This is a genomic window from Vagococcus proximus (genome assembly GCF_029143285.1).
Classification (GTDB): domain Bacteria; phylum Bacillota; class Bacilli; order Lactobacillales; family Vagococcaceae; genus Vagococcus_D; species Vagococcus_D proximus.
On sequence record NZ_JAPDSH010000009.1, the window covers coordinates 42243 to 66900 of the forward strand.

Consider the following 24658-nt stretch of genomic DNA (forward strand, 5'->3'; position numbering starts at 1 on the left):
CTATTTTTCCTCCAACTTATAGCCTATGCCTCTAACCGAAATAATCTGCAAGTCACTTAATTCTAGCTTATCTCTAAGGCGTTTGATATGGACATCAAGCGTACGGCCATCCCCTTCAAAATCCAATCCCCAAACACGATTAAGCAACTGCTCTCTACTCAATACTTGCCCAATATGTTGCCATAAATATTGGATTAAACTCAGCTCTTTTTTGGGTAAACTGTAACGTTGGTTGCCCACTATAATTTGAGACGAGTCATTATCTAAAGTCGTATCCCCTATCTTCTGCTGGTGGCTCATAGCTTTTTGATAACGAGATAAAATTGCATGAATTCTTGCTACAAGCTCCTCAATTAAAAATGGTTTTTGTAAATAGTCTGCTATACCTAGTTTAAAGCCTTGTAGTTTATCTTCTAATTGACCTTTAGCACTTAACATCAACACTGGCATATCGAGTTCCAATTGTTGCAAATAACGTGCTACTTCCCAACCATCTATTTTAGGCATCATAATATCTAGTACAACCAAATCAACAGATTCTTTTTCGATAAGCATTAAACCTTGCTCACCGTCCAATGCAGATAACACTCGAAAGCCTTCTTGTTCAAGTGCTATCGTAATAAATTCATTAATTCGTCTATCATCATCCATAACTAAAATAGTTGGCATTGTTTCTTCTCCTTTAATCTGTTAATTGTTGGCTACAGAACTCACGGTACAAATCATGCGTTTGTAATAACTCTTGATGTGTGCCTTCTCCCGTCACTTCACCTTGCTCGATAAATAAAATCTTATCCGCATCTACTACGGTTGATAAACGATGGGCAATCACAAAGGTTGTTCGATTTTCCATTAGGTTTTCTAATGCTTGTTGTACTACTTTTTCAGAACGACTATCTAAACTGGCTGTGGCTTCATCTAGTAATAAAATCTTAGGTTGTCGCAAGAATGCTCTCGCAATCGCCACACGTTGACGTTCTCCACCAGATAATAAACTTCCTCTTTCTCCGACTTCACTATCATACCCTTTTGGCAATCGGTTGACAATTTCTGATCCACAAGCTTGCTTCATCACATCATCAAGCTCTTTATCTGTCACCTCTCTATTTAAACCGAATGTTAAATTATCACGAATAGTTCCTGATAACAAGGTACTCGCTTGAGGCACATAGCCAATTTGTTCACGCCAAGATTGTAGCGAATAATTCTCAACATCGTCGCCACCAATCAAAATCTCACCTGAAGTCGGACGATAAAAACGTTCAATTAAATTAAACGTGGTACTCTTTCCACTCCCACTTGGACCAACAAAGGCAATCGTCTGATTTTGTTTTGCTTTAAATGAGATATTTTTTAAAATTGTTTTTTCGGCATTATAAGCAAAGGTAACGTTATTAAACGCAATATCTTTCCCTTCAACTTCAACCGTCTTACCCTTTTCTAAATCTTCTGTCACCACTTGATCTAACTCCTGAATACGCTCTGTTGCCCCTTTTACTTTTTGGTACCCAGAAAAGATGGTACTGAACGATACAACTGGTCCTATGATTTGGAAAATATAAATCATAAAGGCTATAAATTTACCAGGCAATAGTGTCCCTTGAGATACTCGGTAACCACCATAAGCCACGATAAACATAATGAGCCCCATTACCACAAACATCATCAACGGTTGTAGGATTGAATTAACTTTACCTTCTTCTTTCCCATACTCAAATAACGAGTCGATTTCGTCTTCCATTTGTTTTACCATTGTTGCTTCACCGTTTGATGCTTTTACTAACTCTGCTGCCGAAAGGACTTGTGTGAAGTCAGCTGTAAAGCCTGCAATTTTATCTTGTGTTTTCTTTGAAATTGCGAATAATTTTTTCCCTAAAGGTAACATGAACAACGCACATAGTGGCATGGATACTACGATTAAAACACTCATCTTCCAGTCCATATAAAATAAAATAATGACAGTAAAGACTAATGTCACAACACCTGAAATTAACTGCGGAATTTTTTCACCAACAAACTCCTTAATTAGATTGGTGTCATTAATCGTTCGACTGACTAATTCTCCAGGTTTTTCAATTTGAAAATAAGATAATTCAAAAGCTGTGGTTTTTTTGACCATCCGCTCACGCAATCCCTTCACCATCTTAAGTCCAATCCAAGTCAACATGTAGTAGGATAAGGCACTTACTGCTATTTCAAGTAAGAACATAGCAACAGCTGTCGCCCCCATCGCAAAACTAGGTCTGCTTCCTGAACCATCTATCACCTTCTGAATGACCAACGGAATGATCAGACCAAAGATAGCACTCATCCCACTTAACAGAATCGCAACACCCATTAGTTTCTTATTCGGCTGTGCCATTTCAAACAATTTATTTTTTTGTTTTGTTTTTTCCATTTTAATTCCCTCATTTCTTTTTGACACTATTAGAATAACAACGTAATGTTAATAAAATGTTAACACTATTTCCTTTTTACTATAGAATATAATAAATAAAGTCTCATTAATAACATTCTTTGGTGCGATAATAGAAGAGTATTTTAAATTATTGGAGGGAAGTATAATGAAGAAAGCAATAACATTATTAACAGCATTATCTTTATTTGTATCACCTTCATTGTTTTTAGCTGTATCCATTGACAATACCCCTAAAGAAACTAGAACCACTGGTACTTCAACAGAACAACCTATTTCTGAAGAATCACATAGTTCTGAGGACATTGAAGAAAATAAAGAGTCCGCTACTGTAACATCCCAGAATATTGAAACATCAACGTATACCAAAATACTTACCTGTAAAAGTTGGTCATAAAATTGGTGACCTAGATGATTATAGACATGATATTGCTATTATTTATGCTAAGGAATCTTACATCTTAGCAGTTATGACACAAAATTATATTACTTACGAACAAATTTCAATTTTGAGTAAAGAAATTTATGACATCTTAAAATAAACAAAAAAACTCTTTCGCTTTTTTAGCGAAAGAGTTTTTTTATTTTTTAACGGTTAATCCATTTTAATAATGTTTTGGTTTTCTTATCACTAAACTTGCCACCTGTGAAGGTATTGATTTTCTTGAATGGCATATTTAAAACGAAGTAAACATTGTTTGCTACTAAAGGTTTTCCAATTAACTTTAAGAAATTACTACTCCCAATTAATAAACCATACAATGATTTTCCAACCCAATTTTTATACTTACTTTGAGCGATTGTATCGTCCATAGTTAGAGCCGATTTTCTATCCCATGTAGCGGTTGGAATAGGATGCCCTAACAGTGATTCAAACTCACTATCAGAAATACTTTCAACTTGCCCTTTACTATAATGAGGTAAATTTTCTTTCTTAGTAATTAAGGTATGACCTTCAGTTAGTGTTCCTTCTTTTTCAAAAGAAGCTCTTAGCCTAATATCGGCAATTGATGCTCCTATCTGAATATCATATTTTCCAGGTTCAATACACCATGTCTCTGTCTCATCGTCAAAAACATGGAAAAACTCATCTTCAATAGTAAAACTAAGTTCTTTAGTTTCATCAGGCTCAAGTCTTACTTTAGCAAATTCTTTTAATTCACGTTTGGCTCTGACTATTTTCGAATCCTCTTTTTCAATATAAAGTTGCACAATTTCAGAGCCTGCTTGATTTCCTGTATTTGTTAGTTTAACCGTAACCGCATCCTCTACGATAGTTAAGTCACTGTACTCAAAAGTTGTATACGATAGTCCATGACCAAAAGGATACCTTACTTCTTTACCAACTATATCATAATAACGATATCCAATGAAAAGACCTTCTCTGTGTTCAGAAGTTAATTCTTTTCCAGGGAAATAGTTAACTGAAGAAACATCCGAATAAACAAGTGGGAAGGTTTCATTTAACTTCCCGCTTGGATTTTCCTCTCCGCTTAATAAACGCGAAATCGCTTTCCCGCTACCTTGCCCTGCTAAATAGGTATGCATGATCGCTTTTACTTTATTTTCAAATGGTAATTCAATTGGACCACCACCTGCTAGAACAACGACAATATTAGGCGTTATTTTTGAAAGCTCATCAACCAATTCTAACTGATCGTCATGTAATGATAAACTACTACGGTCTACACCTTCCGCTTCTGCAATTTCATCTAATCCAAGGAATAAGACTACTTTCTCAGCTTCTTTAGCCAATTTTAAGGCTTGTTTAATAAGTTTTCCTTTACGTTTACCCGTTCTTTCAAAACCTTTAGCATACCCTACTAATGTTAGATCACTTTTTTTCAAACTTTCCAAGGGACTACTTATTTGAGTAGGATTGATTAACGAACTGCCTGCACCTTGATAGCGTGGATTATCAGCAAAATCTCCTATAATCGCAATTTTTTCTGTTTTATTTAACGGCAAGGATTGCTCGTTATTTTTTAATAAGACAATCGACTCTACTGCTGCCTTAATCGCCATTTCATGATGTAAATCATAGTGGACAGTTTGCTTATTTTTTTTAGATTCTTCTGTGGCATAAATAAGGGTTAACATTTCTTCTACTGCTTTATCTAATACCTCTTCAGATAAGGCACCTGATTCAACAGCTTTTCTAATTTCCGCATCCGTAATGCCATTTGTAGCTGGCATTTCTAATTGATTACCTTCTTTTAATGCTGCAACACGATCATTATTTCCACCCCAATCCGTTACAACCACACCATCAAATCCCCACATTTTTCTCAAAACATCCATCATAAGATAGGGATTTTCATTAGCATAGATGCCATTAACGCGATTATAAGAGGTCATAATTGTTTGAGGCGCACTTTGTTTTACCACTTTTCTGAATCCTTCAAGATAAATTTCATGTAAACTTCTCTTATCAACTACCTCGTCAATAGACATTCTCATATGTTCTTGGCTATTAACAGCATAATGTTTCGGACAAGCTGCCACACCTTTAGATTGAATTCCTTTAACAATCTCGCTAGCTAACTCCCCTGTTAAATAAGGATCTTCTGAAAAATATTCAAAATTTCGGCCACACAACGGATTACGTTTAATATTTAACCCTGGTCCTAAAAGAACATTAACATCTTGACTAGCTGCTTCTTTTCCTAGATGTTCTCCTACTTCAAAAACTAATTGTCTATCCCAACTATTTGCTAATGTGGCAGCCGTTGGAAAACACGTTGCCGGTAGACTTTTATTTAAACCTAAATGATCGGCTTTACCACCTTGCTTTCTAATACCATGTGGCCCGTCTGTCAACATAATACTCGGAATACCCAGTCGTTCAACCGACTTGGTATTCCAAAAATTTTCTCCAGACATTAAGGATACTTTTTCTCCTAATGTCATTTCTTTTATTAATTCTTCATACGCCATTTTAAAGCCACCTCTTTCATCTCATCCTCTATTCAAATAAATATGTTTTTAATAATGTATGTAGAATATGGTGAGAACTTGTTCTTAAACCTTGTGTAATACCTACTGGATCTTTTTTATGAGCTTTATCAATTCGCTTGTTATTTTTACCAACACTCATAACATCTAACATCAAATCATTACCAGATACAATTGCTTTCTGAGCTTCCATAAATCCAAAGACTGCATCCGTTGATACTACCCCTTCAAATCCCCACTCGCCACGTAAAACATCATTTAGTAACTCTGGGTTTCCACCTGACCATTTCGTATTTACTAATGAGAAACTAGACATTACACCGTGAACATCTGCTTTTTTAACCGCCATTTCGAATGGACGTAAGTATAATTCTCTCATAGCTTGTTCATTTACCCAAACATAAATACCCGAACGAGCATTTGTTTCTTGGTCATTTAAAACAAAATGTTTCATAAAGACAATAACACCTTGATCTTGAGCACCCTTAATCATTGAAGATGCAATGTTACCAGTTAAAACAGGGTCTTCTGAGAAGTATTCAAAGTTTCGTCCACCTAAAGCTGTACGATGCAAGTTCATACCTGGAGCATACCATCCTTGTACACCATAAGCGCGAGCTTCTTTTCCGACCGCTTCACCCATTTTCTTAGCCAACTCGTCATTCCATGTTGAAGCAATGACAACTTCACCTGGATAAGCAGCAGCTTCTACCTTTTTAAAGAAGAAACTTAATCCAGCTGGACTATCCATTAAGACTGACTTAGGAACACCTAGTCGGTCGATCGCAACTGTTTTATACGCACCATTTGTTATCAATTCTTGCATCTCTTCTACTGTTAATTGGTCTAAAAATTCTTCCCATTTAGGGTCATCATAATCTAGCCCTTTTAGCTCTTCTAATTTAATACCATTATCTTTACCAACTGTCGGTATATCACCTTTTGTTTCTGTAATTTCTTTATTTTCTTCATCTAATACATATTGCGGTGCCGTATAAGATAACTCATCTGGGGTAGGATACGTTCCTTTGAAATCCGCACGGGATAATTGTTTTTCTTCACCTGCTGCATGTTCAAAGCGATTTTTATAAGCTACACCCGTTATTTCGTCTTTATCGTAGATGACTGTTTCATCCACTTTATACGGTAAGGTTTCTACAATTTCATGTACATTTTTTGCTAACTTAATATCATAATTTCCTTTTTCTAAAACATATGCGCCTTTAGTCATATCATAAGATGATAAGTCTTTTGTATCAAATGATAATGAGACCGTTTCTTTTTCACCTGGTTTAATCTCATTTGTTTTCGCATATGTTGCTAATTCGATAGCTGATTTTTCAATTCCACCTTTTTTATAAGGTGCTGTGAAATATAATTCAACGACATCTTTACCTGCACTTTCGCCTTTATTCGTCACTTCCACATCAAGTGACATTTTATCTTTATCAAATGATTTTTTAGTCACTTTCCATTCAAAATTTGTATAACTTAAACCATAACCATATGGGAACTGTACTTCTTTGCGATACGCTTCTTCATCATCAGCATAAGCTGTTTCATAATAACGATACCCAATATAAATATTTTCTTGGTAATTAATAAACGCCATCTTACTATTATCGTACTTATAATCACCAAAGTTTTTGCTAGCAGGATTATTAGTAATATCATAAGTCATAGTATCAGCTAAACGTCCTGATGGATTTAAATCCCCGGCAACAACCTTACCTAATGAATTCATTCCAAATGGCCCTGGTACGCCGACCCAAACTACTGATTTTATCGCATCAAACTCATCGATGAAACCAAGCTCGTATGTATTACCGGCATTTACAACTAATGTAATATTATCAAAATACTTACTTACTTTCTTAATCAACTCTTTTTTATTAGCTGTTAAGCTAATTTCATTCGCCTCTAAATCTTTAGCCTCTACTCCAGCACTATTAATGACAATCATAGCTTGGTCAGAGTAATCTGCAGCTTGTTTCATTGTCTTGTCATCCAAATAATCAATCTCTGGCTCATCCGGACCTTGTGGGCTAATCATAGCTTTAGCAACTTGAACTAAGCCAACATCATTACCTTCTTTTTTTACAAAACTACTATTTTGATAAAAATCATATAACTCTTTATTGTAGTCAATATCACTATTCTCAAGTCCTTGGTATAAACTAATCGCTCTAGAAACATCAGATGATCCAGAACCACCACCACCAAATACTAAATTAAATGATGATACTCCAAAAACATTTACTTTTTTGTCTTTTAATGGAAGATTCTTATCATCATTTTTTAATAATACTAACCCTTCATTAGCTAATTCCTCAGATACTCTTTCTCCATCATCACGTGCCACTGCTGCTTTTTTAGTTGAGGTATCAATAGTTAAGTCTTTACCTGACATTGTATTTACCAAAGCTGAAACCGTTGGTCCTACAGATACTATTAAACTAATTAGAGCAACACCTATTAGCCCCCAGACAGTAAAACGAACTGATCTATTTTTTAATTTTTTATACAGCTTATTTCGTTTTTTCTGTTCCTTACGTTCCCGCTTCGTTAAACCTTTCAATAACTCTTGGCGTTCTCTTTTTAATTCTTTTTTCTTTGCTTTTTTTTCATCTGAGGATAAGCCTTCTAAAAGCACTTTATCTCGTTTTACCTCCTCTAATATTTCTGACTTTAATTGTCTCTTTCTTGAAAAATAACTCATCCAAACTCCCCCTTAATGCGACTCTATAAAATAATAACACGGAGTAGTATACCACATTTTGTATGCGCTTTCTTTAAAAACATGTTCAATTAATGATGAAGTTTCGGACAAAATCCTCTCAAAAATGTATGTTTTTTTATTGTGAAATAATCAAATCAATATAATAAAAAAAGACAGCCGCCTTATGGCAACTGTCTTTTACAACTTTTTATTTAATATATCGCTTACTTAGTCCTAATTGAACAACAAGTAAAACTATAAAATATAATGGCAATGTTAACAGTGACCCATTATGTAAGACACTCATCATAAATGTACACGCACTTACTAATAAATAGTAACCTAAGCTAAATAATGCCCCAGCTGTTCCCACTACATCTTTAAAATCGACAAGTGCTAAACTTAAACAGTTTGGTAAGGCAATACCCGTACCAACAAGCATTATAAAGACACTCATAATATAAGCAATCATTTGTACTAAAGGGACATCACTAAATAGATAGCTTACACCTAATAATACGATAGCACCTAACAAAGCAACTGATAAACCAAGACGAATAATTTTCTCTGGTTTAAATCGACCTAGTAACTGCTTAGATAATAATGAACCTAGTACCGTTGCAAGTGCTATAACAATACCTAGAAAACCGTATTTTGATTGGGACATACCAAATTTCTCGATAAAGACAAATGGTGCTTCAGCATAATAACTGAATAACAACCCGTTTATCCCACCGATAATAATCCCAAATGTCATCACTCTCGGATTAGTAATAAGACGTTTTCCTACCTCTAAAATTGATACTTTTTGCTTAGTTTCACTTGGTATAAATGTTTCAGGAAGCGATAAATAACTATAAATAAAGATACCTACACTCATTAAAACTAACGTAAAGAATACCGCACGGTACCCTTGTGATTGTCCTACAAATCCACCAATAAGCGGACCAATTGCAGGTGTAAAAGCTAAAGCTGCAGAAATTTTAGCGAATAATTGATGACGTTCATTGCCTTCATAACTTTCACGTAAAATTGTTTGAGTGGTAATTGAACCTGTACTCGCACCGAACGCTTGAATAAAACGTGCCACTAATAATCCTGTGATTGAACCTGATAAATAACACATCAAGCTCCCTACACCATACATTAAAATTCCATAATTCATCGCTTTTCTGCGACCAATACTATCTGATAACCATCCCCACGCAAAGACGCCAAAAGCAAAAGCTAAAAAGTAAACACTTAACGTTAGCTGAGCTGTACTCATACTCACGTCATAAGCGCTAGCGATTTGCGGTAAAGAAGGTGTAAAAATTGTTTCACTGATTTGAGGAAATCCTACTAAACAAATTAGTAATAGAACTCCTGGTTGTTTTTTGATGTTTTTTCTCATTGTTTAAACTCCTAATTATTGTAATCTGAGGAAAAAACATCCTTTACAGGGAAACGGTGGTATCATGACTTTTATCCATTCATAAGTAGTCATCATCTCACCCCTTTCGTTAATATTAAATTTTATTATAACGGACACTGTACAAATAAGCAACATTAAAAGAATTATCTTATAATTTCTTTCTCCATTATGTAATTACGCAATACTTCATTGTCTAGTCTAACATCATTCTCTTTAACGACCCTATATCCCATTCGTTCAAAGAAAGGACGAGCCGTTATCGAAGCGTGTGTTGAATAACGATCACTTTTCACCAGTCCCTCTAATTCTTGCACTAACTTTCTTGCGATTCCCATCCCCTGATACTCTTTATGCACGTATAATCGGTCTAGATAACCAGACGATGCCATATCGGCAAACCCGACTAATTGATTCTTCTCCATCATTACAATACTTTGATTAGCTAACAAGGATTGGTTCCATTTAGTAGGCTCAATTATTTTCCTGTCACCAGCCCATACGGAGATTTGAGAAGCTGTATAATCTTTACTAGTGATAGCCACCACAGTTTCTCTAAATAGCTGTATGGTTTCTTCGCAATCTGATTCTTGATAGACTCTGATTTCCACTTTTAATCACCTCAATTTAAAACGTCCAACTCATTCTATTATTTCTTCTTACTCTTCATATTTAAAAATATCAACTGTATATAACTTTAACCCTACTCTACAAATATAATCCATAATAAATCCTACACCGAACGGTACGATTATAAAGGCAATAACGACGTGAAGTAAAGCCACTCCGAAGCTTCCCTGAACTAATTGAAAAGCATGAATTGGTCCCACTAACCCTACTAAACCAAACCCGGCACTAGACGGTATTCCTTGGATATTTAAAAGCGAAGCGACTACTCCACTAATTGCACCAGTCGCCACGACAGGTACTAACATAATGGGATTTCTTACAAGATTAGGTAACATCATTTTCATTGCGCCAAATAAGATAGCTAGTGTGGTTCCAATTTTATTAACCTTAACAGATGAAATTAATAAAATAGCCGTACACGCAGTCACACCAATCGCTGCGGCACCTGCCGACAAGCCATCTAATCCAATTGCTATACCGATTGCAGCTGTTGAAATCGGTGATACAATAATGAGTGAAAAAGCGATCGAGATTAAAATACTCATCGCCATCGGTTCTAATAATGTAAAGCTATTAATAATATCTCCGATAGTTTTAGAAATCAAACTAACATAAGGCAGCAACAACACACCAATAAAAGCAGGCAATGCCCCACCAAAAATCGGCATTCCAATTGCATTGAATGATCCTATCCTATCTTTTATTTTTAATATAATCCAACAAGCTATTCCAGCAGTAATCATGACATTGATTAAATCACCAATTCCACCACCGGACCAAATCCCATCTTTAAACGTAACGGCACCTGACCCTACAAAACAAGCGGTTCCTACCGTTGCCGCTTGCATCGTATTAAATCCAAAATTGACAGCTACCAAGACACCAATTGCCGCCGCTGTTGCAAATTGCAATGAGTATACGACTTGATAAGCTATTTCAAAAAATCGACCATCAAACGCCTTAAAAACCTCTCCTAATACTGCATTTGGTATTAATCCTACGACTATCCCTGTTGCTGTTCCATTTAATACATAAAAAAATGATTCCTTAAAGCCTAATTTAGATGTGTCTGTCATTCTTATTGCTCCTTTCAGAGTACAAGTCAACGTTCATTTGATTACTTTCTTATTCCAAAATTTCGTCACCAACAGAGATAATAGTCCTATACCTAGTTTAAGCGACCTTAAACCGTCTTGCAACAACACAACAAAAAAAGAGCTAGATAAACTGGCTCTTTTTCTAAACGCCTTTTTCCATATAATTTAAAACAGAGACTGCCATTGCTTTTGATGAGATTAATAAACTTTTCTCATCAATTCTAAACTTAGGATGATGATGACCATAAGCTTCTGTTCCTGGTTCATGTGCGCCTACAAAAAAGAAACAACTTGGACGTTTTGCAGCATAATAAGCAAAATCTTCTGAAGGACTTTGAGCCCCACAATCTACAATAGAAGAAACTTCCTGTAAATTCGCTTCCGTAAGTGCTGTGACAATACTCATCGTTGTCGCTTCATCGTTTACACAAACTTTATAATCATTTTGATAATCCAACTCATACGTCATATCATTGGCTAAACAAACCCCTTCAAGAATACGTCTAAACTCTTGCTCAACAACCTCACGTGACTCCTCTTTTAACATGCGAATATCACCTTCTAAAACAACAGAATCCTTAATGATATTAGCCGTTCCTCTTCCATCAAATGAGCCAATTGTTACAGTGACGGTATCCATCGGGTTAATTTTACGACTGACAATTTTTTGGATACTTGTCACAAACTCTGCTCCTGCTAAGATACTATCCTTTGCTTCATGAGGAACAGCTCCATGACCACCTTTACCTTGAATCTTAATCTTAAATGTCGCACGTCCTGTATGAACAGAACCTGCGTGATACGCAATAATACCTGTTGGCATCGTACTAATAACATGAATACCAAAGACATGTGACACACCTTCTAGGCAGCCTTCTTTAACCATCGTAATGGCTCCACCGGGTGGCACTTCTTCTGCTGGCTGATGGATAATTCTAACAGTTCCTTTTAAGCGGTCTTTAACAGTAATCAAACACTCTGCTAACACTAACATATAAGCTGTGTGAGCATCATGGCCACACGCATGCATGACACCGTCTACTTTAGAACGAAAAGGGACATCAGCTTCTTCGTGAATAGGAAGAGCATCAAAATCAGCACGAATGGCTAATGTATCTCCTGGTAGCCCCCCTTCAATATCTACAAGAATACCGTGTTGACCACCAATATCAGTTGTTACGGTGCAATCTTTTCCTTCATAAAAGTTTTTAATGAATTTGGCTGTCTCAGTTTCTTCAAATGACAATTCAGGATTCTCGTGTAAATGACGTCTAATCTCAATCATCTCTTGCTCTTTTGACTCTAACATCTCAAGTAGTTCTTTTCTCAATGCTTCCACCTTAGGTCACGCTCCTTTTAAACTTCCCTATATAATCGTTTATTAAACGAACGATTAGTTCTACTCAAGTTTAAAATAGATTTTAACCATTAGCAAGTTAGGATTTCTTGTTTTTTATAAAATAACAGTTCCCACTATCAACTTCTATTTTTTTCTTCCACACGACTCCAGATATACCCAAGCATTCCGCCAATAATAGCCGGAACAACAAATCCTAAACTAATCGATGATAAAGGCAAGAGTGCATCTAATTTATCAGATAGTCCAAAAAATGATATGTTAGCTGATTTAAGACCATCGAATAAACCAACTACTGCAGAAAATAGGATCGCTACCTGATAAACACGCTTCTTACCATGAAATAATTTGTCCGCCATAATTAGAACAACCAAACAAATCGCTACGGGATAAATGCCATTTAATACAGGAGCTGAAATTTTTATTAAACTTGTCAATCCTAAATTTGATACTCCGAAACTGAATAATGAAAAGAAGACAACAAATTTTTTATAGCTGATTTTTGGTAAAATTTTATTAAAATATAACGCACATGATGATACTAAACCAATAGCTGTTGTCATACAAGCCACAGTAATGATAGCTGCCAGAATAATACTGCCATATAATCCAAAGTAATAATTACAAACTTTCGCTAAAACTTCACCACCATTTGACTGATAGCCGATTACATTAACACTCGTGGCACTCATATACGACAAAGCACCATACATGATCAATAATAAGGCTCCTGTGATAACGGACGCTTTGCTCATAGCAGAAGAAACATGTTTAAGACTGGTTGTTCCTCTGGCTCGAACCCCACTCACTATGATAGGAGCAAAAGCAAAAGCCGCAATCCCATCCACGGTTAAGTATCCTTCTTTAAATCCTTTACCAAAGACACCTGTTTCAAAAGCAGAAGTTGGAGCTTGAATAGGTCCCATAGGGTAAAGTACCGCGACAGCCACTAACAAGGTGATTAATAGAATTTTTACCGGTGTTAAATACTTCCCGACCACATCAACAACCTTACCTGGAGCTAAAGATAGCACACAAGCTATACTGAAAAAGATTAAGGTAAATAGGAACAAGGTTGTTGATTCTCCTAATTGCGTGCTGAAGGGTTTGATTCCAATCTCAAAAGCAACCGTCCCAGTACGTGGCATGGCGAAAAAGGGTCCGATAGATAAGTACATCACAACAGCAAAAATGATACCGAATCCTGGAGACACTCTGGCGGCCAATTCCTCCACATCATTTTTCCCACTGTAAACCAATGTTAAAACAGAAGCTAACGGTAAAAATATTCCTGTTAAGACAAATCCTGTCATGACTGTCACAACATTTGTTCCTGCTTCTTGTCCTAATATTGCTGGAAAAATTAAATTACCAGCTCCAAAAAACATGGCGAATAGCATCATACCTAAAACTAATACATATGAAAATGGTAACTTCTTAGACATAAATTATCTCCTTCTCTAAAAAAAACAGTCTTCAACTCTTGTAACTCATGGTTGAAAACTGTTTATCAACGATTAATTTGCATAAAGGATATGTCAGTTGAAATCACATAATTGTTTAATGCGCATTACTTCTTTTACCAAACGAAAAAGAGGCACCGGACAAATAATCCGGTGCCTCAAGTCTAGTTACACTAACAACTTAGGTATGTACTCTGATCAATCTACCGTAAAAAGGGTCTATCCTTTTTAAAAGTTGGTTTTGCAAAACCTTGCGACTTCCTTGATTATCGGCCAATTGATTGTATTCACAATCCTATTTATTTTTCTATTTCTTTGAGTCATCTTATTGTAAGCGCTAAACACCAATAGAGTCAAGGATTCGTTTTATTATTTATCCGTCTTAGTTACTTTCATTGATAAACCAAATCCTAGTATACCAATCCCAATTGTGATCAAACCTTTAATAATAGTTGGGATATAAGCGAAGGTTACAAATACTAGATACAACAATAATAAAATTAAAACAATAAAACTAATCATTTGATATTTTTTATAACTCTTTGTTGTAGCAATGATCGCACTAATGCTTGCATAAACAATTAACCCGATCATAGGAACAAGAGGGGACACTATTCCATCTGCACTCGAAACTGAATGAGTTAAAACCTGTCTAATAAGTACTAGATCGATAGCATAGAGTAAGATTAATTGACGTTCTCGGTTCATATATTTTTCTGATTTTACCCACTCACCTTTATCTAATTGGAATGAATAAATAACGGTAATTGCTAAAAGTAAAAACATTAAAATAACACTTCCCATTGGAGGTTCTCCGAAGTCTTTCACCGACGTCACTGCTACATATAATCCCATCACACACGCATAAAGTTGCGCGAATAAGAAATAGGAACGGACTTTTTTAAATCGAGTTGACTTCACAACTAATGCTATTATTGTCAAAATCGCACCTAAACTATAAACGATTGAATAATTACTTACAAAATTATAAAGCAGTTGATATAAACTAATCCACCATATCGCCCCTAAAATTAACCAATTATAAGGAGTTAAAATCCCTGAAATAAAGGCTACTTTTGAAGGTTCTGATTTCTTACTTCGATATAACATATATATAAGAATACCGCTCAATACGGATACTATTAGTTGCAAGCTTCCATTGTCAAACTCATAATAATTATAAATTTGTCTCATTGTAAGAATCATATATAGTAGAATCGAAAGCCAAAATGTCTTTCTTAAACCATTGTTAAATGCTACGACTAAAGCATATACAACCACTAAAATATACGCTAGATATTGCCATTGTGTCAGACCTGATTCAACCCATAACATTAAACCGTCTAGAGACATAATTGTTAATAGAATAACACTCAATAAACGTTTCAACCCTAGTTTAGTAACACCATATGCTAGACCTACTAGCACACCTGTCCAACAGAATAAAGGTAATAATGTTAATACTATACTATCAGATTTTAAGTTAACTGTTGATAGTCTAAGAGGTCCAATCGTCCGTTCAATTATATTAATAAGAGAAAACATTCCCATAAAGAAAAGAATTATGTCGAGAATTTCTTGTCTCTTAACAAAACCACTAGGTACTTTTCTCTGATACATTAGACACCCTGCTACTGTAACATTCAAAATAACTAGAGACGAAACTAATGCCGTGTCCCACGTACTAATTAGGAAGAAGTATCGTATATTTATTATCCATAATACTAACAGTACTGGCGCTGTATCTATACGTTCAACTATTTTTATACTAAGCGACATAATAACTAAGCTAGCACTCCAGAATAATAGCGGCTCTATTACATAACCAAAGTTCACTTGACTAAATACTCGATAGAATACAAGTAATAGATAGGCAGGCAATCCTTTTAATAATAACTCATGATGAAGTGTTGACCATTCAAAACTTTTGAAAGTAACACGTTCCTTTGCCCAAACTAATTTACCTTGTTGCAAATGATAATAATAGGCTACTACTAATAATAATGACCCGATTGCAAAGGCAAACTGAATAAGTAACAATTGTCCCGAAGGAAAAACAATATACTTGATAAGATTTCCTGTATAAGCCAATAAAGTCAGGAAAAATGTTGTCATTATTTCAAAACGCATCGCGATATATAGGCCCAGAATTACAGCTAAAACGGCAGTTAAAGGTCCATCCATTACCAAATGAATGGCCAATAAAGTCCCAACACCACTTGAGATTTCAAATGCCATACGTTTGGATTGTCTATAATAATAATAGACTAACAGCAGAACACCTGCCAAAATCAAACACTCTAACACTCTATAAGAAGTTCCACAAAATAACATAAAGATCACTGCTTGTGAAAAAATAAAACCTGTTGTTGTTTTTTTTTCTTTAAAATAGGGCCAATAAGCGAGTGTTGAAATTAAAAACAAACCTAATAGTAAACGACCTATTAACGCTCCTCCTGGGTAATTTATTAATAAAATAACAACTGATAATACTGAAAAAATAGTTTTAACAGTATCTGCTACCATTTGCTGGTGCTTTAAAGTTAGAGCAGTTGTTACGGCATAAATCATCAAAATATACAGATAAATTAGAACTGGTGATACCTCAATATTTGCTAATAAGTATGGTAATAGTAGCGCACTTAGCGCAATAAAAATAGATAACGGTTGAAACTTTTCCCGATAACTCATAGCATAACCATAAGCTAAATAACAAAATACTACGCCTATTCCTATCCCCATGGGCAGATTCTTATAACCGAGTACTCCTACAAATGTTGTTAATATCCCGATTGTAAAAACAAGGCCATACAATAGATTTTGAATTAACTTTTTATTCTTGATTTTTTTCTCAGTCACACCATGAAGTACAATACTAAGAATATAAAAGAACCCTAATTTGACGCCATTAGAAATTAAGCCTGTTGCGTTAACAACTCTTAATATCCAAACTAACCCCAATACAATCATTGCCATAAAACCAACTGGTAATGCTTTTTCAATTGTAAACCAGTTTTTGGTAACGGGTTTTACTTTTAAATTAGGCTCCTCAGTCGATTGACTAGAAAAAACAGCTTTTTGCTCCTTTAAATCCTGTTTATTTTGTTTTTCTTTTACAGGCTCTTGACTTACTCTAAGATTTTTTAGCAACGCTGAATCAAAGCTATCATTTTCCCATAATGGAGCTTCTTTTTGTCTGGTATCTTTTTTAGGGACTACCTTCCTTATCTCCTCATGAATTTTCTTTTCATCTGAACTAGGTTTATTAGCACTGATGACTTCTGCTTCTTTTTTTAGTTTTTCAATTCTTTGAAGTGCTTGTTTTCTTACAGAGTTTTCTGGTATGATAGTTGGCTCTTTTAGAGGTCCTTCTACTTGACTCAACTCTCCAGTTTTAGTACTTTTAAACAATTTCTTTATATCCAGCTCAATAACACTGAGACGGTCTTCAATTGCTTTTAATCGTTCATCATGCTCCATAATTCGTCCTTTCATATTTAGACATAGTCTGTCCATTAGTATTTTTTAAGTATACTATAAAAAAAAGAATAATTTTTATTTATAAATTATTTTATACAAAAAAAAAACTACCCTAAAAGCGTAGTTTTCTGATATTAACGTATAGCACGCCATTCTGAACGACTTAATCTTGTTAAGTCTTCCGTCTTAGTTTGGTTTATTAACTTAAATTCAACATCTTCTAGCGTCTTTATATACTTAAACCCTATTTTTTCTTGCACACGTTTAGAATTCAAATTATCCGTAAAAGCCGCACACCAGATATAATCTAATCCGATGATATCAAAACCTTGATTTAACACTGCACGAACAGTTTCTGGTACCAATTCTTTGCCCCAATACGCTTCGGCTATCCAGTAACCAATCTCACCTTCAGCGTCTGACATAAAGTCACGTTTTCCGATATTTAAATCAATACAGCCAATGACTTCATCTGGATTATCTTTATAAACAATCGCAAAAATCAATTCTCCAGTTAAAACAGTTTGAATAATCTCACGACTCTCTTCTACACTCGTATGAGCTGGCCAGCCCGCTTGTGGACCAATCTTAGGGTTGCTTGCGTACTTATATAATGAAGTAGCGTCACTGGAATCAAACGGTCGAAGAAGCAAGCGCTCTGTTTCTAGTCTCATGGTTTAACCTCTTCTCTATTTATAAAACTGTTCTGTAAATAACACAAAGCCATCTATAATACCTTGGAAAAATGCAACCGTATCTTCTTTAGTGATGGTACCATCTTCATTAATAAATGAGGTTACATTTCCTAAGTAAACTTCTGGTTGAGGCGCAGCTGTTACACCTAGCACAACTAATGTTTGACGTAAATGATGATGTGCTCCAAACCCACCAGTTGCACCAATTGAGCCACTCACAACTGCAGCAGGTTTACCGCCCCAAGCATTTTCACCAAATGGTCGTGACGCAACATCTAATGCATTTTTCATAGCAGCAGGCATCGAACGGTTATACTCAGGTGTTACAAATAAGAACCCTTCTTTTTCCGCTACTTTTTCTCTAAAATCAGTCCAGGCTTGTGGAACATTTCCCGGTGTATCTAAATCTTCATTATAAAGAGGTAAGTTACCAATCTCAATCATCTCTACTTGGTACTCGGATGGAAATAGGCTCATTAATTTTGTTGCAATCTGACGATTATAAGATCCTTTTCTTAAACTACCTACGATAACACCAATTTTTCTGTTTGCCATTGTTTCCACTCTCCTCTGAGTTTTAAATTAAAAAAGAAGCATGTTCCTGTTTCAGTCAATCGACTATCATGTTTCTCTTTGTACTTTAATTTAAACAAATAATGATCATTTTGTAAAAGAATAACCTGTTAATTTGGCAAACTTTCTTTTAATGCCTTAAAATAATCAGGAGAAAAAATCTGACGAGGATTCCATATAGCTTCTAAAACTGTCCCTGTATGAGTGTTCTGATGCCGTTTCTTTAACATTTGGTGCGTTCCGTTTTCCACGTGATGAACCGTTAAAATATCACGGGGAAGCTCCTCCTTATAAATCAATTCGGTTTCAGATACATCAACATTGATATCTGAATCGCCTATTATTAAATAATACGGTTTTGTTATTTTTTTTAAATCGTTTGTCGCATCAAGACTCATGTTTTTGATAATAAAATTCCATCTCTCCTTAGATAGTGGCTCATCATCAAGCTTACTTTCCAAATAGCCTTCATAATCGTCTTTTTCTAAAAATTTATTGATTGCTGCTTCCTTTTTCAATGTCGTGTCAATTTCAGCTTTAGTCTTCCCTTCCTCTGTCATTGCAGCAATTGTATTGTACTTCCCTTGTCTTAACCAATTAACAGCTGGGGCTACTCCTATAGCAAATGTCACCTTATTATTATCGTTCAATACTTTCGGAATAACCCAACCACCTTGGCTAGCGCCCCATACGCCCACTTTTTCCTTATCTACATCAAAATGAGTTAAAGCCCATTCAATAACCTCATTCGCTTCTTTTTCACGATCAACCATAGTTTGACTTAACCAGTCTCCCTCAGAATTCCCAACTCCTCTTTTGTCCCAGCTTACACTGATATAATTCTCTTTTGCTAAAACTTCCCATGCTGGATAATACCCTTCATCCGCATTTTTAGTCGTTGGACCATCTCCGTGTATAAAAAAAACAATACCTGGTTTTTCTTTCGTTTTATTCTGAGGCAAGGCATATTCTAATTGAAGTTTGCCCTCTTTCATTTGAATTAACTCATCCTCTATTTTCATATCAAAGTTATTTTGGTATAACACCACACCAATTAAAATTAAACTAACCGTTATACACCCTACTATTAATTTCTTCATCTAATCCAACTCCTTAATCATTTTCAACCAGCTTCTCTCTCCTAGAAAACCTCTTGTTAACCAAGAATCGAGTTGTTTTATCACTTTGAATCCTTTATTTTTATACAAGGCGACTGCCTTTTTATTATCAACTGCTACCATCAAGGAAACGGTTGTTATCTCTGGCTGCTCCACAGCAAATTCTTCAATAAAGGCTAAACACCTATGGCCAATTCCTTTTCCTCTATATTTTTTTGCAATGGCAATGAATGACAAGTAACAGTCATTAGGGGGAATTGATTCTTCCAGCATTTTTATTCCCAAATACCACCGCCAATTTTTTAGGCCAAACGATTTTTTTCTCTTTTGTATAGGCTCTACAAAAGAACCACTTAAACCAAACACTCCCGCTAATTTATCTTGAACAAATACGCCATAGACCTGTTCAGTCTGATCGAGTTCCATATATAATTGGTAAAACTGTTGGAAATGACAAGGTCTAATCATTCTGCTCCACTTACTTATAAAGGCTTCAAAAATCAAGCGGATCTCCTTTTCACCTAACGCCTCTATTTTTTTAATTCTAATCATTATAAGTCATATCCAATACTTTTAAAGTGAGTTGTTTACCTACTGACAAGAAACGACTATTGTCTTCTATTATAATGACAGGGAGCTCCGATGCCATTAGGAATGTCTCTAATTTATCATCGCACTCTTCTACAGTTTCAGCTGTTATTCTTTCGTAAGAGTAAATGCCTTTTGGAATAACCGTCTCTGTTATTTCTGGCGTTTCAACACAAATATCATAGGACTTCTCTCGGACGATATAATACACTTTATCCATCATAAAATCTGCAGGTTTCTCAAATTCCTCTAATACAGAAAGATCCATTGGTTCCTCTAATTCTAATGATTTAATAACATTTAAATAGACAGGCTGCTCTATGATATAGTCTTGTTGTAATACCTCTTCTGTTAACACGAGTTGTTCATCAATTTTTTCTTCTAATTGAGTTAATCGTGTGATCTCATCTCTAATATCACTTTTTTTATTTTGAAGTCTATCTGAATAAGTTATCTCAGAACTATCATCCATACATTCTTTGATCTCTTTCACTGACAAACCTAGCTCCCTCATAAATAAAATAAAAGATAGCTCATAGGCTTCTGACATACCGTACTTTCGATACCCATTCTTACCAATTTCAGCTGGTAATAGCAAACCCTTTTCTTCATAATGTCTTATGCTATGGTGAGTCGTACCAAATAATTTTGCCAACTCTGATATGGTTATTAATTTTACTTTCACTTCTATCACCTCTACTTAGAAGTATAAACCCTTGGCTTACACAAAGGTCAATCTTTTTGTAAAAAAAAACTCTCCCAATTATTTGGGAGAGTTTTTAGCAGGAGTAACTTTATAAAGAATCATAAACTGTTCGTGCATCTGTCATATTAAATTGTTCTGTTGTATGATCCCCTCTTGCTCCAACAGTAATCAAGATATATTCTTGCCCTTTAACCTCAGCAAGTGTTGCTAAACATAGGCCAGCTTCATCTGTATAGCCTGTTTTCCCACCTAACATGCGCCCGTTCTTAAGCTGTGGATCTCCAAATTTACTAAATAAAGAACTAGTAAAGGAATAGGTTTCATCCTGATAATAATCTGTTGTCACTACTTTTCTAAACGTCTCATTTTTTAAACTATATAATAATAGCTTCGCTAAATCCGATAAGGTTGAATATTGGTTAGCCTCTTCTGTTCCATAACTATTAGTAAAATGAGTGTCCGTCATTTTTAAGGAGGCAGCTTTTTCATTCATCAAATCTGTGAACACTTCTTCTGAACCTGCTGTTGTGATAGCCAGTGCTATTGCTGCATCAGCCCCTGATGGTAACATTAACCCGTACAGCATTTCTTCAACTGTCACATAGACATTTGGTAAAAAACCAGCGACCGAAGCGCCTTCAGTTAAAAGCCGGTCATTCCCCTCACCTGTAACCAGAACAGGATTATTCAAATCTTGATCGTGCTGTTCTGCTAATTCAATAGCAAGAATAGCCGTCATCATCTTAGCTAACGAAGCAGGCTTAATCCTTTTATCTTTTCCCTTATCTAATAAAATATCACCCGTCACGCTCATCAAAAGCGCCTGCTGACTGTTTAATTTTATTTTATTCCCATTGGTCATTTTCACTTTTTTATTAGACAATTCTTGGGTCAACTGATCCGTTGAAACTAAATAATAGCCAATACCTAAACCTACTAACAATACCCCAATTAGTACTTTCCAGCATTTTTTCATTGTATTCGCCTCCTCCTTCTATTAAAACAAAAATGAAGGACGAGTTTATATAGACTTTCTGATGATTTAGTTAAGGTTATCTTAATTCACAAAAAAAGCCCCTTTATAGAGACTTTTCATTACAATATTCTAAGATATCTCCTGGCTGACAATTCAGTGCCTCACAAATTTTTTCTAACGTTGAAAATTTAACAGCTTTTGCTTTACCTGTTTTTAAAACAGATAAATTTGCCGGTGTTATACCTATTTTTTCGGCTAACTCATTTGAGGACATTCCCCTTTGAGCCATGACAATATTTAAATTAACCTTAATCACAGTAGCATCTCCTCATTTAAATGGTTAGTTCTTGTTCTGTTTTAATTTCTATTCCTTTTCGAATCGCATAATGCAAGACTAACAAAATAATTAACTCACAGATAATTGAAATATAATCTATTTTAGATTTTAAAACAAGCTCATTAGAAAAACGACTAACGTCTGCTAATACAATATTATCAGAAACTGTTGAAATAATAGTAACAATTAATGATATCACGATTGAAAATAAAATAAATCCTCTAAAATAATTTAAAAATCCTTTTGAAAATAGCCCACTATTAGACGCAGCATTAATCAAACCATTAATAAAATAAAGAAAACCTAACACGCCAATTATTGCCACAATAATCAGAACTAATTCTATCTTCAAATGTTCTAGCACCGTTGATTCATCTAATAAATGGTCACCTTTTATGGTTAAATTTAACAAATCAAATTCTTTATTACTACTAAAACTCTCTCTAACACTTGTATTCGTTAGCGACAGTCCTGTTAAAAGACCTGCCACTGCCATTAAAAATAACGAAATTCCACCTATACTATTCACAACTTTCTTTAACCCTTTACCTAATGCTGAATAATCCATCTCTTTCCACTCCCTAACTTGATATGAACTTATCTTACACCTTGATTTACCCTACGCCAATACATAAAAAAAGACCACAACATTGTGGTCTTTTGGTTAGTCTATAAAGTTTACTAATGACTTATAATACGCTTTAGGCTCTTCTAACATTGGATCGGAATGCTTCTTTCCTCTTCTTTCACCTTACTCTTATCTTAAAATCTAACTTTCTCGCAAGATTTTTTCCATTTTTCTTCCTTTAGCTAATTCATCAACCAGCTTATCCATATAACGTATCTTCTTCATCAAAGGGTCTTCAATATCCTCAACTCGGTACCCACAAATCACACCTTTTATTAGGCTTACATTAGGGTTAAGCTGTGGCGCTTCTTCAAAAAAAGTTTTAAAATCGACTTCTTTTTCAAGTTGATGATATAGTTCTGATTCTGTGTAGCCTGTTAGCCACAAGATAACCTGATCAAGCTCTGTTTTCGTCCGTTCTTTCTTCTCCACTTTTTTTAAATAAAGGGGATAAACACTAGCAACTGACATCTTAAAAATTTTAGGCTCACTCATCCTAACGCCTCCTCATTGTCTATTACCACCAGTTTACCTTGAAAAAACATACATTTAAATAATTTTGCCTCATAACTTTTTTATCGCCATATTAAATCATAAGGTAATTTAATCTTCTCTTTACTGTCTTCATAAAAAAGTCTAAAGGCCGTTTCACCACATTCTTCTAAGTAATGATTAACCGTTGAGAAATTAAGGACCTCACTAATTAGCAAATTATCTCGCCCTATCACAAGAGGAGGTTGTTTTCCTTGTTTTTTATAATACTGTAAAATAGTAGCGCCTACCTCATCACCATTTGATAAAACAGCATCTACACCTAATGCTTCAAAATAACGTGCCGCTTCGACTCCTTCACTCGCATGAATACAATCCCACTTAATCCACTCTTTTGAAAATTCTGGAATCAATGTCTCACACAACTCCAAAATCAAACGTGAATTGTAACTTAATCGTTTGCTTCGTCCTAACGTCAACCCGATTTTCTTTAATCCTTTAGCTTGCAAAGACGTAATCATCTCCCGAATCGCCCCTTCTAAATCCGTATACACACACCCCACAGAAACATCAGGTGAGTCTTCACAAAAAACAATTCGCCCTTCATCTAAATAGGGAATAAATTTATCTAATGTATTCGCACGTGTCGTCACAATCAACCCATCAAAAGATTTTGCTGCAAGTTCTTCTAAATACTCTTTCTCAAGACTAGCATCATAATCTGTAGGCAATAACGTCACACGATAACCTTTTTCAAAAGCAGCTTTTGTGATGCCTAAAAGTAACTGATCATAATAAGGATGATTCGTAAACGGAATCAATACACCAATATGTTGTGTTTTGCCTGTGCTCAAATTTTGAGCCGTGCGATTAGGCACATAATCTAACTCTTTCATAACCGCTAAAATCTCATCACGTTTTTCTTTCGTAACATAAGGATGATGATTAATCACTCTAGAAATGGTTGTAATAGAATAGCCAGTTAGTTTTGCAATATCACGAATCGTCGCCATACCT

22 protein-coding genes are annotated in these 24658 nt (G+C 35.1%); 1 reads left to right on the forward strand and 21 read right to left on the reverse strand.

Features of this window, described 5'->3' with window-relative positions; all coding sequences use genetic code 11:
• The 3 genes from OL233_RS10435 to OL233_RS10445 are packed head-to-tail and all read right to left on the reverse strand — an operon-like array spanning window position 1 to window position 2722.
• A complete protein-coding gene (locus OL233_RS10435) occupies window positions 1-669 on the reverse strand; it encodes a response regulator transcription factor (RefSeq protein WP_275472248.1) in 669 nt (222 codons plus the stop codon).
• 13 nt (window positions 670-682) lie between these two features.
• Entirely contained in the window at window positions 683-2398 is a 1716-nt protein-coding gene (locus OL233_RS10440; protein WP_275472249.1) for an ABC transporter ATP-binding protein, read from the reverse strand.
• Between the two features lie 48 nt (window positions 2399-2446).
• Window positions 2447-2722, reverse strand: coding sequence for a hypothetical protein (locus tag OL233_RS10445; RefSeq protein WP_275472250.1), 276 nt, complete (start codon window positions 2720-2722; stop codon window positions 2447-2449).
• A gap of 41 nt (window positions 2723-2763) precedes the next feature.
• On the opposite strand from OL233_RS10445, the gene OL233_RS10450 reads away from it, so the two are divergent.
• On the forward strand, window positions 2764-2958 hold the full coding sequence (locus OL233_RS10450) for a serine hydrolase (RefSeq protein ID WP_275472251.1): 195 nt from the start codon (window positions 2764-2766) through the stop codon (window positions 2956-2958).
• A gap of 46 nt (window positions 2959-3004) precedes the next feature.
• Here OL233_RS10450 and OL233_RS10455 read toward each other — a convergent pair whose 3' ends face one another.
• The 18 genes from OL233_RS10455 to OL233_RS10540 all read right to left on the reverse strand — a co-directional run bounded on the left by OL233_RS10455 (window position 3005) and on the right by OL233_RS10540 (window position 24654).
• On the reverse strand, window positions 3005-5353 hold the full coding sequence (locus tag OL233_RS10455) for a glycoside hydrolase family 3 C-terminal domain-containing protein (protein WP_275472252.1): 2349 nt from the start codon (window positions 5351-5353) through the stop codon (window positions 3005-3007).
• A 28-nt stretch (window positions 5354-5381) separates the two neighbouring features.
• Window positions 5382-8090: a glycoside hydrolase family 3 protein gene (locus OL233_RS10460; protein ID WP_275472253.1), complete on the reverse strand. Its 2709-nt coding sequence runs from the start codon at window positions 8088-8090 to the stop codon at window positions 5382-5384.
• A gap of 208 nt (window positions 8091-8298) precedes the next feature.
• The gene (locus tag OL233_RS10465; RefSeq protein ID WP_275472254.1) at window positions 8299-9483 is read right to left on the reverse strand and encodes a multidrug effflux MFS transporter; all 1185 of its coding nucleotides are present in this window, start codon (window positions 9481-9483) and stop codon (window positions 8299-8301) included.
• A gap of 164 nt (window positions 9484-9647) precedes the next feature.
• A complete protein-coding gene (locus OL233_RS10470) occupies window positions 9648-10112 on the reverse strand; it encodes a GNAT family N-acetyltransferase (protein ID WP_275472255.1) in 465 nt (154 codons plus the stop codon).
• 48 nt (window positions 10113-10160) lie between these two features.
• Window positions 10161-11207 (reverse strand): PTS sugar transporter subunit IIC, encoded by a 1047-nt coding sequence (locus tag OL233_RS10475; RefSeq protein WP_275472256.1) that lies wholly within the window; start codon window positions 11205-11207, stop codon window positions 10161-10163.
• 163 nt (window positions 11208-11370) lie between these two features.
• Window positions 11371-12537 (reverse strand): amidohydrolase, encoded by a 1167-nt coding sequence (locus tag OL233_RS10480; RefSeq protein ID WP_275472277.1) that lies wholly within the window; start codon window positions 12535-12537, stop codon window positions 11371-11373.
• Between the two features lie 167 nt (window positions 12538-12704).
• Window positions 12705-14030 (reverse strand): branched-chain amino acid transport system II carrier protein, encoded by a 1326-nt coding sequence (gene brnQ / locus OL233_RS10485; RefSeq protein ID WP_275472257.1) that lies wholly within the window; start codon window positions 14028-14030, stop codon window positions 12705-12707.
• Window positions 14031-14417: 387 nt separating this feature from the next.
• On the reverse strand, window positions 14418-17543 hold the full coding sequence (locus tag OL233_RS10490; protein WP_275472258.1) for a hypothetical protein: 3126 nt from the start codon (window positions 17541-17543) through the stop codon (window positions 14418-14420).
• A 119-nt stretch (window positions 17544-17662) separates the two neighbouring features.
• Entirely contained in the window at window positions 17663-18202 is a 540-nt protein-coding gene (locus OL233_RS10495) for a GNAT family N-acetyltransferase (RefSeq protein WP_275472259.1), read from the reverse strand.
• 15 nt (window positions 18203-18217) lie between these two features.
• Complete coding sequence (locus tag OL233_RS10500; protein WP_275472260.1) at window positions 18218-18778, reverse strand: NADPH-dependent FMN reductase; 561 nt, start codon at window positions 18776-18778, stop codon at window positions 18218-18220.
• Between the two features lie 128 nt (window positions 18779-18906).
• Window positions 18907-19896, reverse strand: a complete 990-nt coding sequence (locus OL233_RS10505) for an alpha/beta hydrolase family protein (protein ID WP_275472261.1) — start codon at window positions 19894-19896, stop codon at window positions 18907-18909.
• Window positions 19897-20466, reverse strand: a complete 570-nt coding sequence (locus OL233_RS10510; RefSeq protein WP_275472262.1) for a GNAT family N-acetyltransferase — start codon at window positions 20464-20466, stop codon at window positions 19897-19899.
• A complete protein-coding gene (locus OL233_RS10515) occupies window positions 20459-21187 on the reverse strand; it encodes a MerR family transcriptional regulator (RefSeq protein ID WP_275472263.1) in 729 nt (242 codons plus the stop codon). Before OL233_RS10515 ends, OL233_RS10510 begins: the two co-directional genes overlap by 8 nt.
• 109 nt (window positions 21188-21296) lie before the next feature.
• Window positions 21297-22184: a D-alanyl-D-alanine carboxypeptidase family protein gene (locus tag OL233_RS10520; protein ID WP_275472264.1), complete on the reverse strand. Its 888-nt coding sequence runs from the start codon at window positions 22182-22184 to the stop codon at window positions 21297-21299.
• A gap of 103 nt (window positions 22185-22287) precedes the next feature.
• Window positions 22288-22500: a helix-turn-helix domain-containing protein gene (locus OL233_RS10525; protein WP_275472265.1), complete on the reverse strand. Its 213-nt coding sequence runs from the start codon at window positions 22498-22500 to the stop codon at window positions 22288-22290.
• A 16-nt stretch (window positions 22501-22516) separates the two neighbouring features.
• Entirely contained in the window at window positions 22517-23089 is a 573-nt protein-coding gene (locus tag OL233_RS10530; RefSeq protein ID WP_275472266.1) for a hypothetical protein, read from the reverse strand.
• A 201-nt stretch (window positions 23090-23290) separates the two neighbouring features.
• On the reverse strand, window positions 23291-23644 hold the full coding sequence (locus tag OL233_RS10535) for a DUF2200 domain-containing protein (protein WP_275472267.1): 354 nt from the start codon (window positions 23642-23644) through the stop codon (window positions 23291-23293).
• An 80-nt stretch (window positions 23645-23724) separates the two neighbouring features.
• Entirely contained in the window at window positions 23725-24654 is a 930-nt protein-coding gene (locus OL233_RS10540; RefSeq protein ID WP_275472268.1) for a LacI family DNA-binding transcriptional regulator, read from the reverse strand.
• Window positions 24655-24658: the final 4 nt, after the last annotated feature.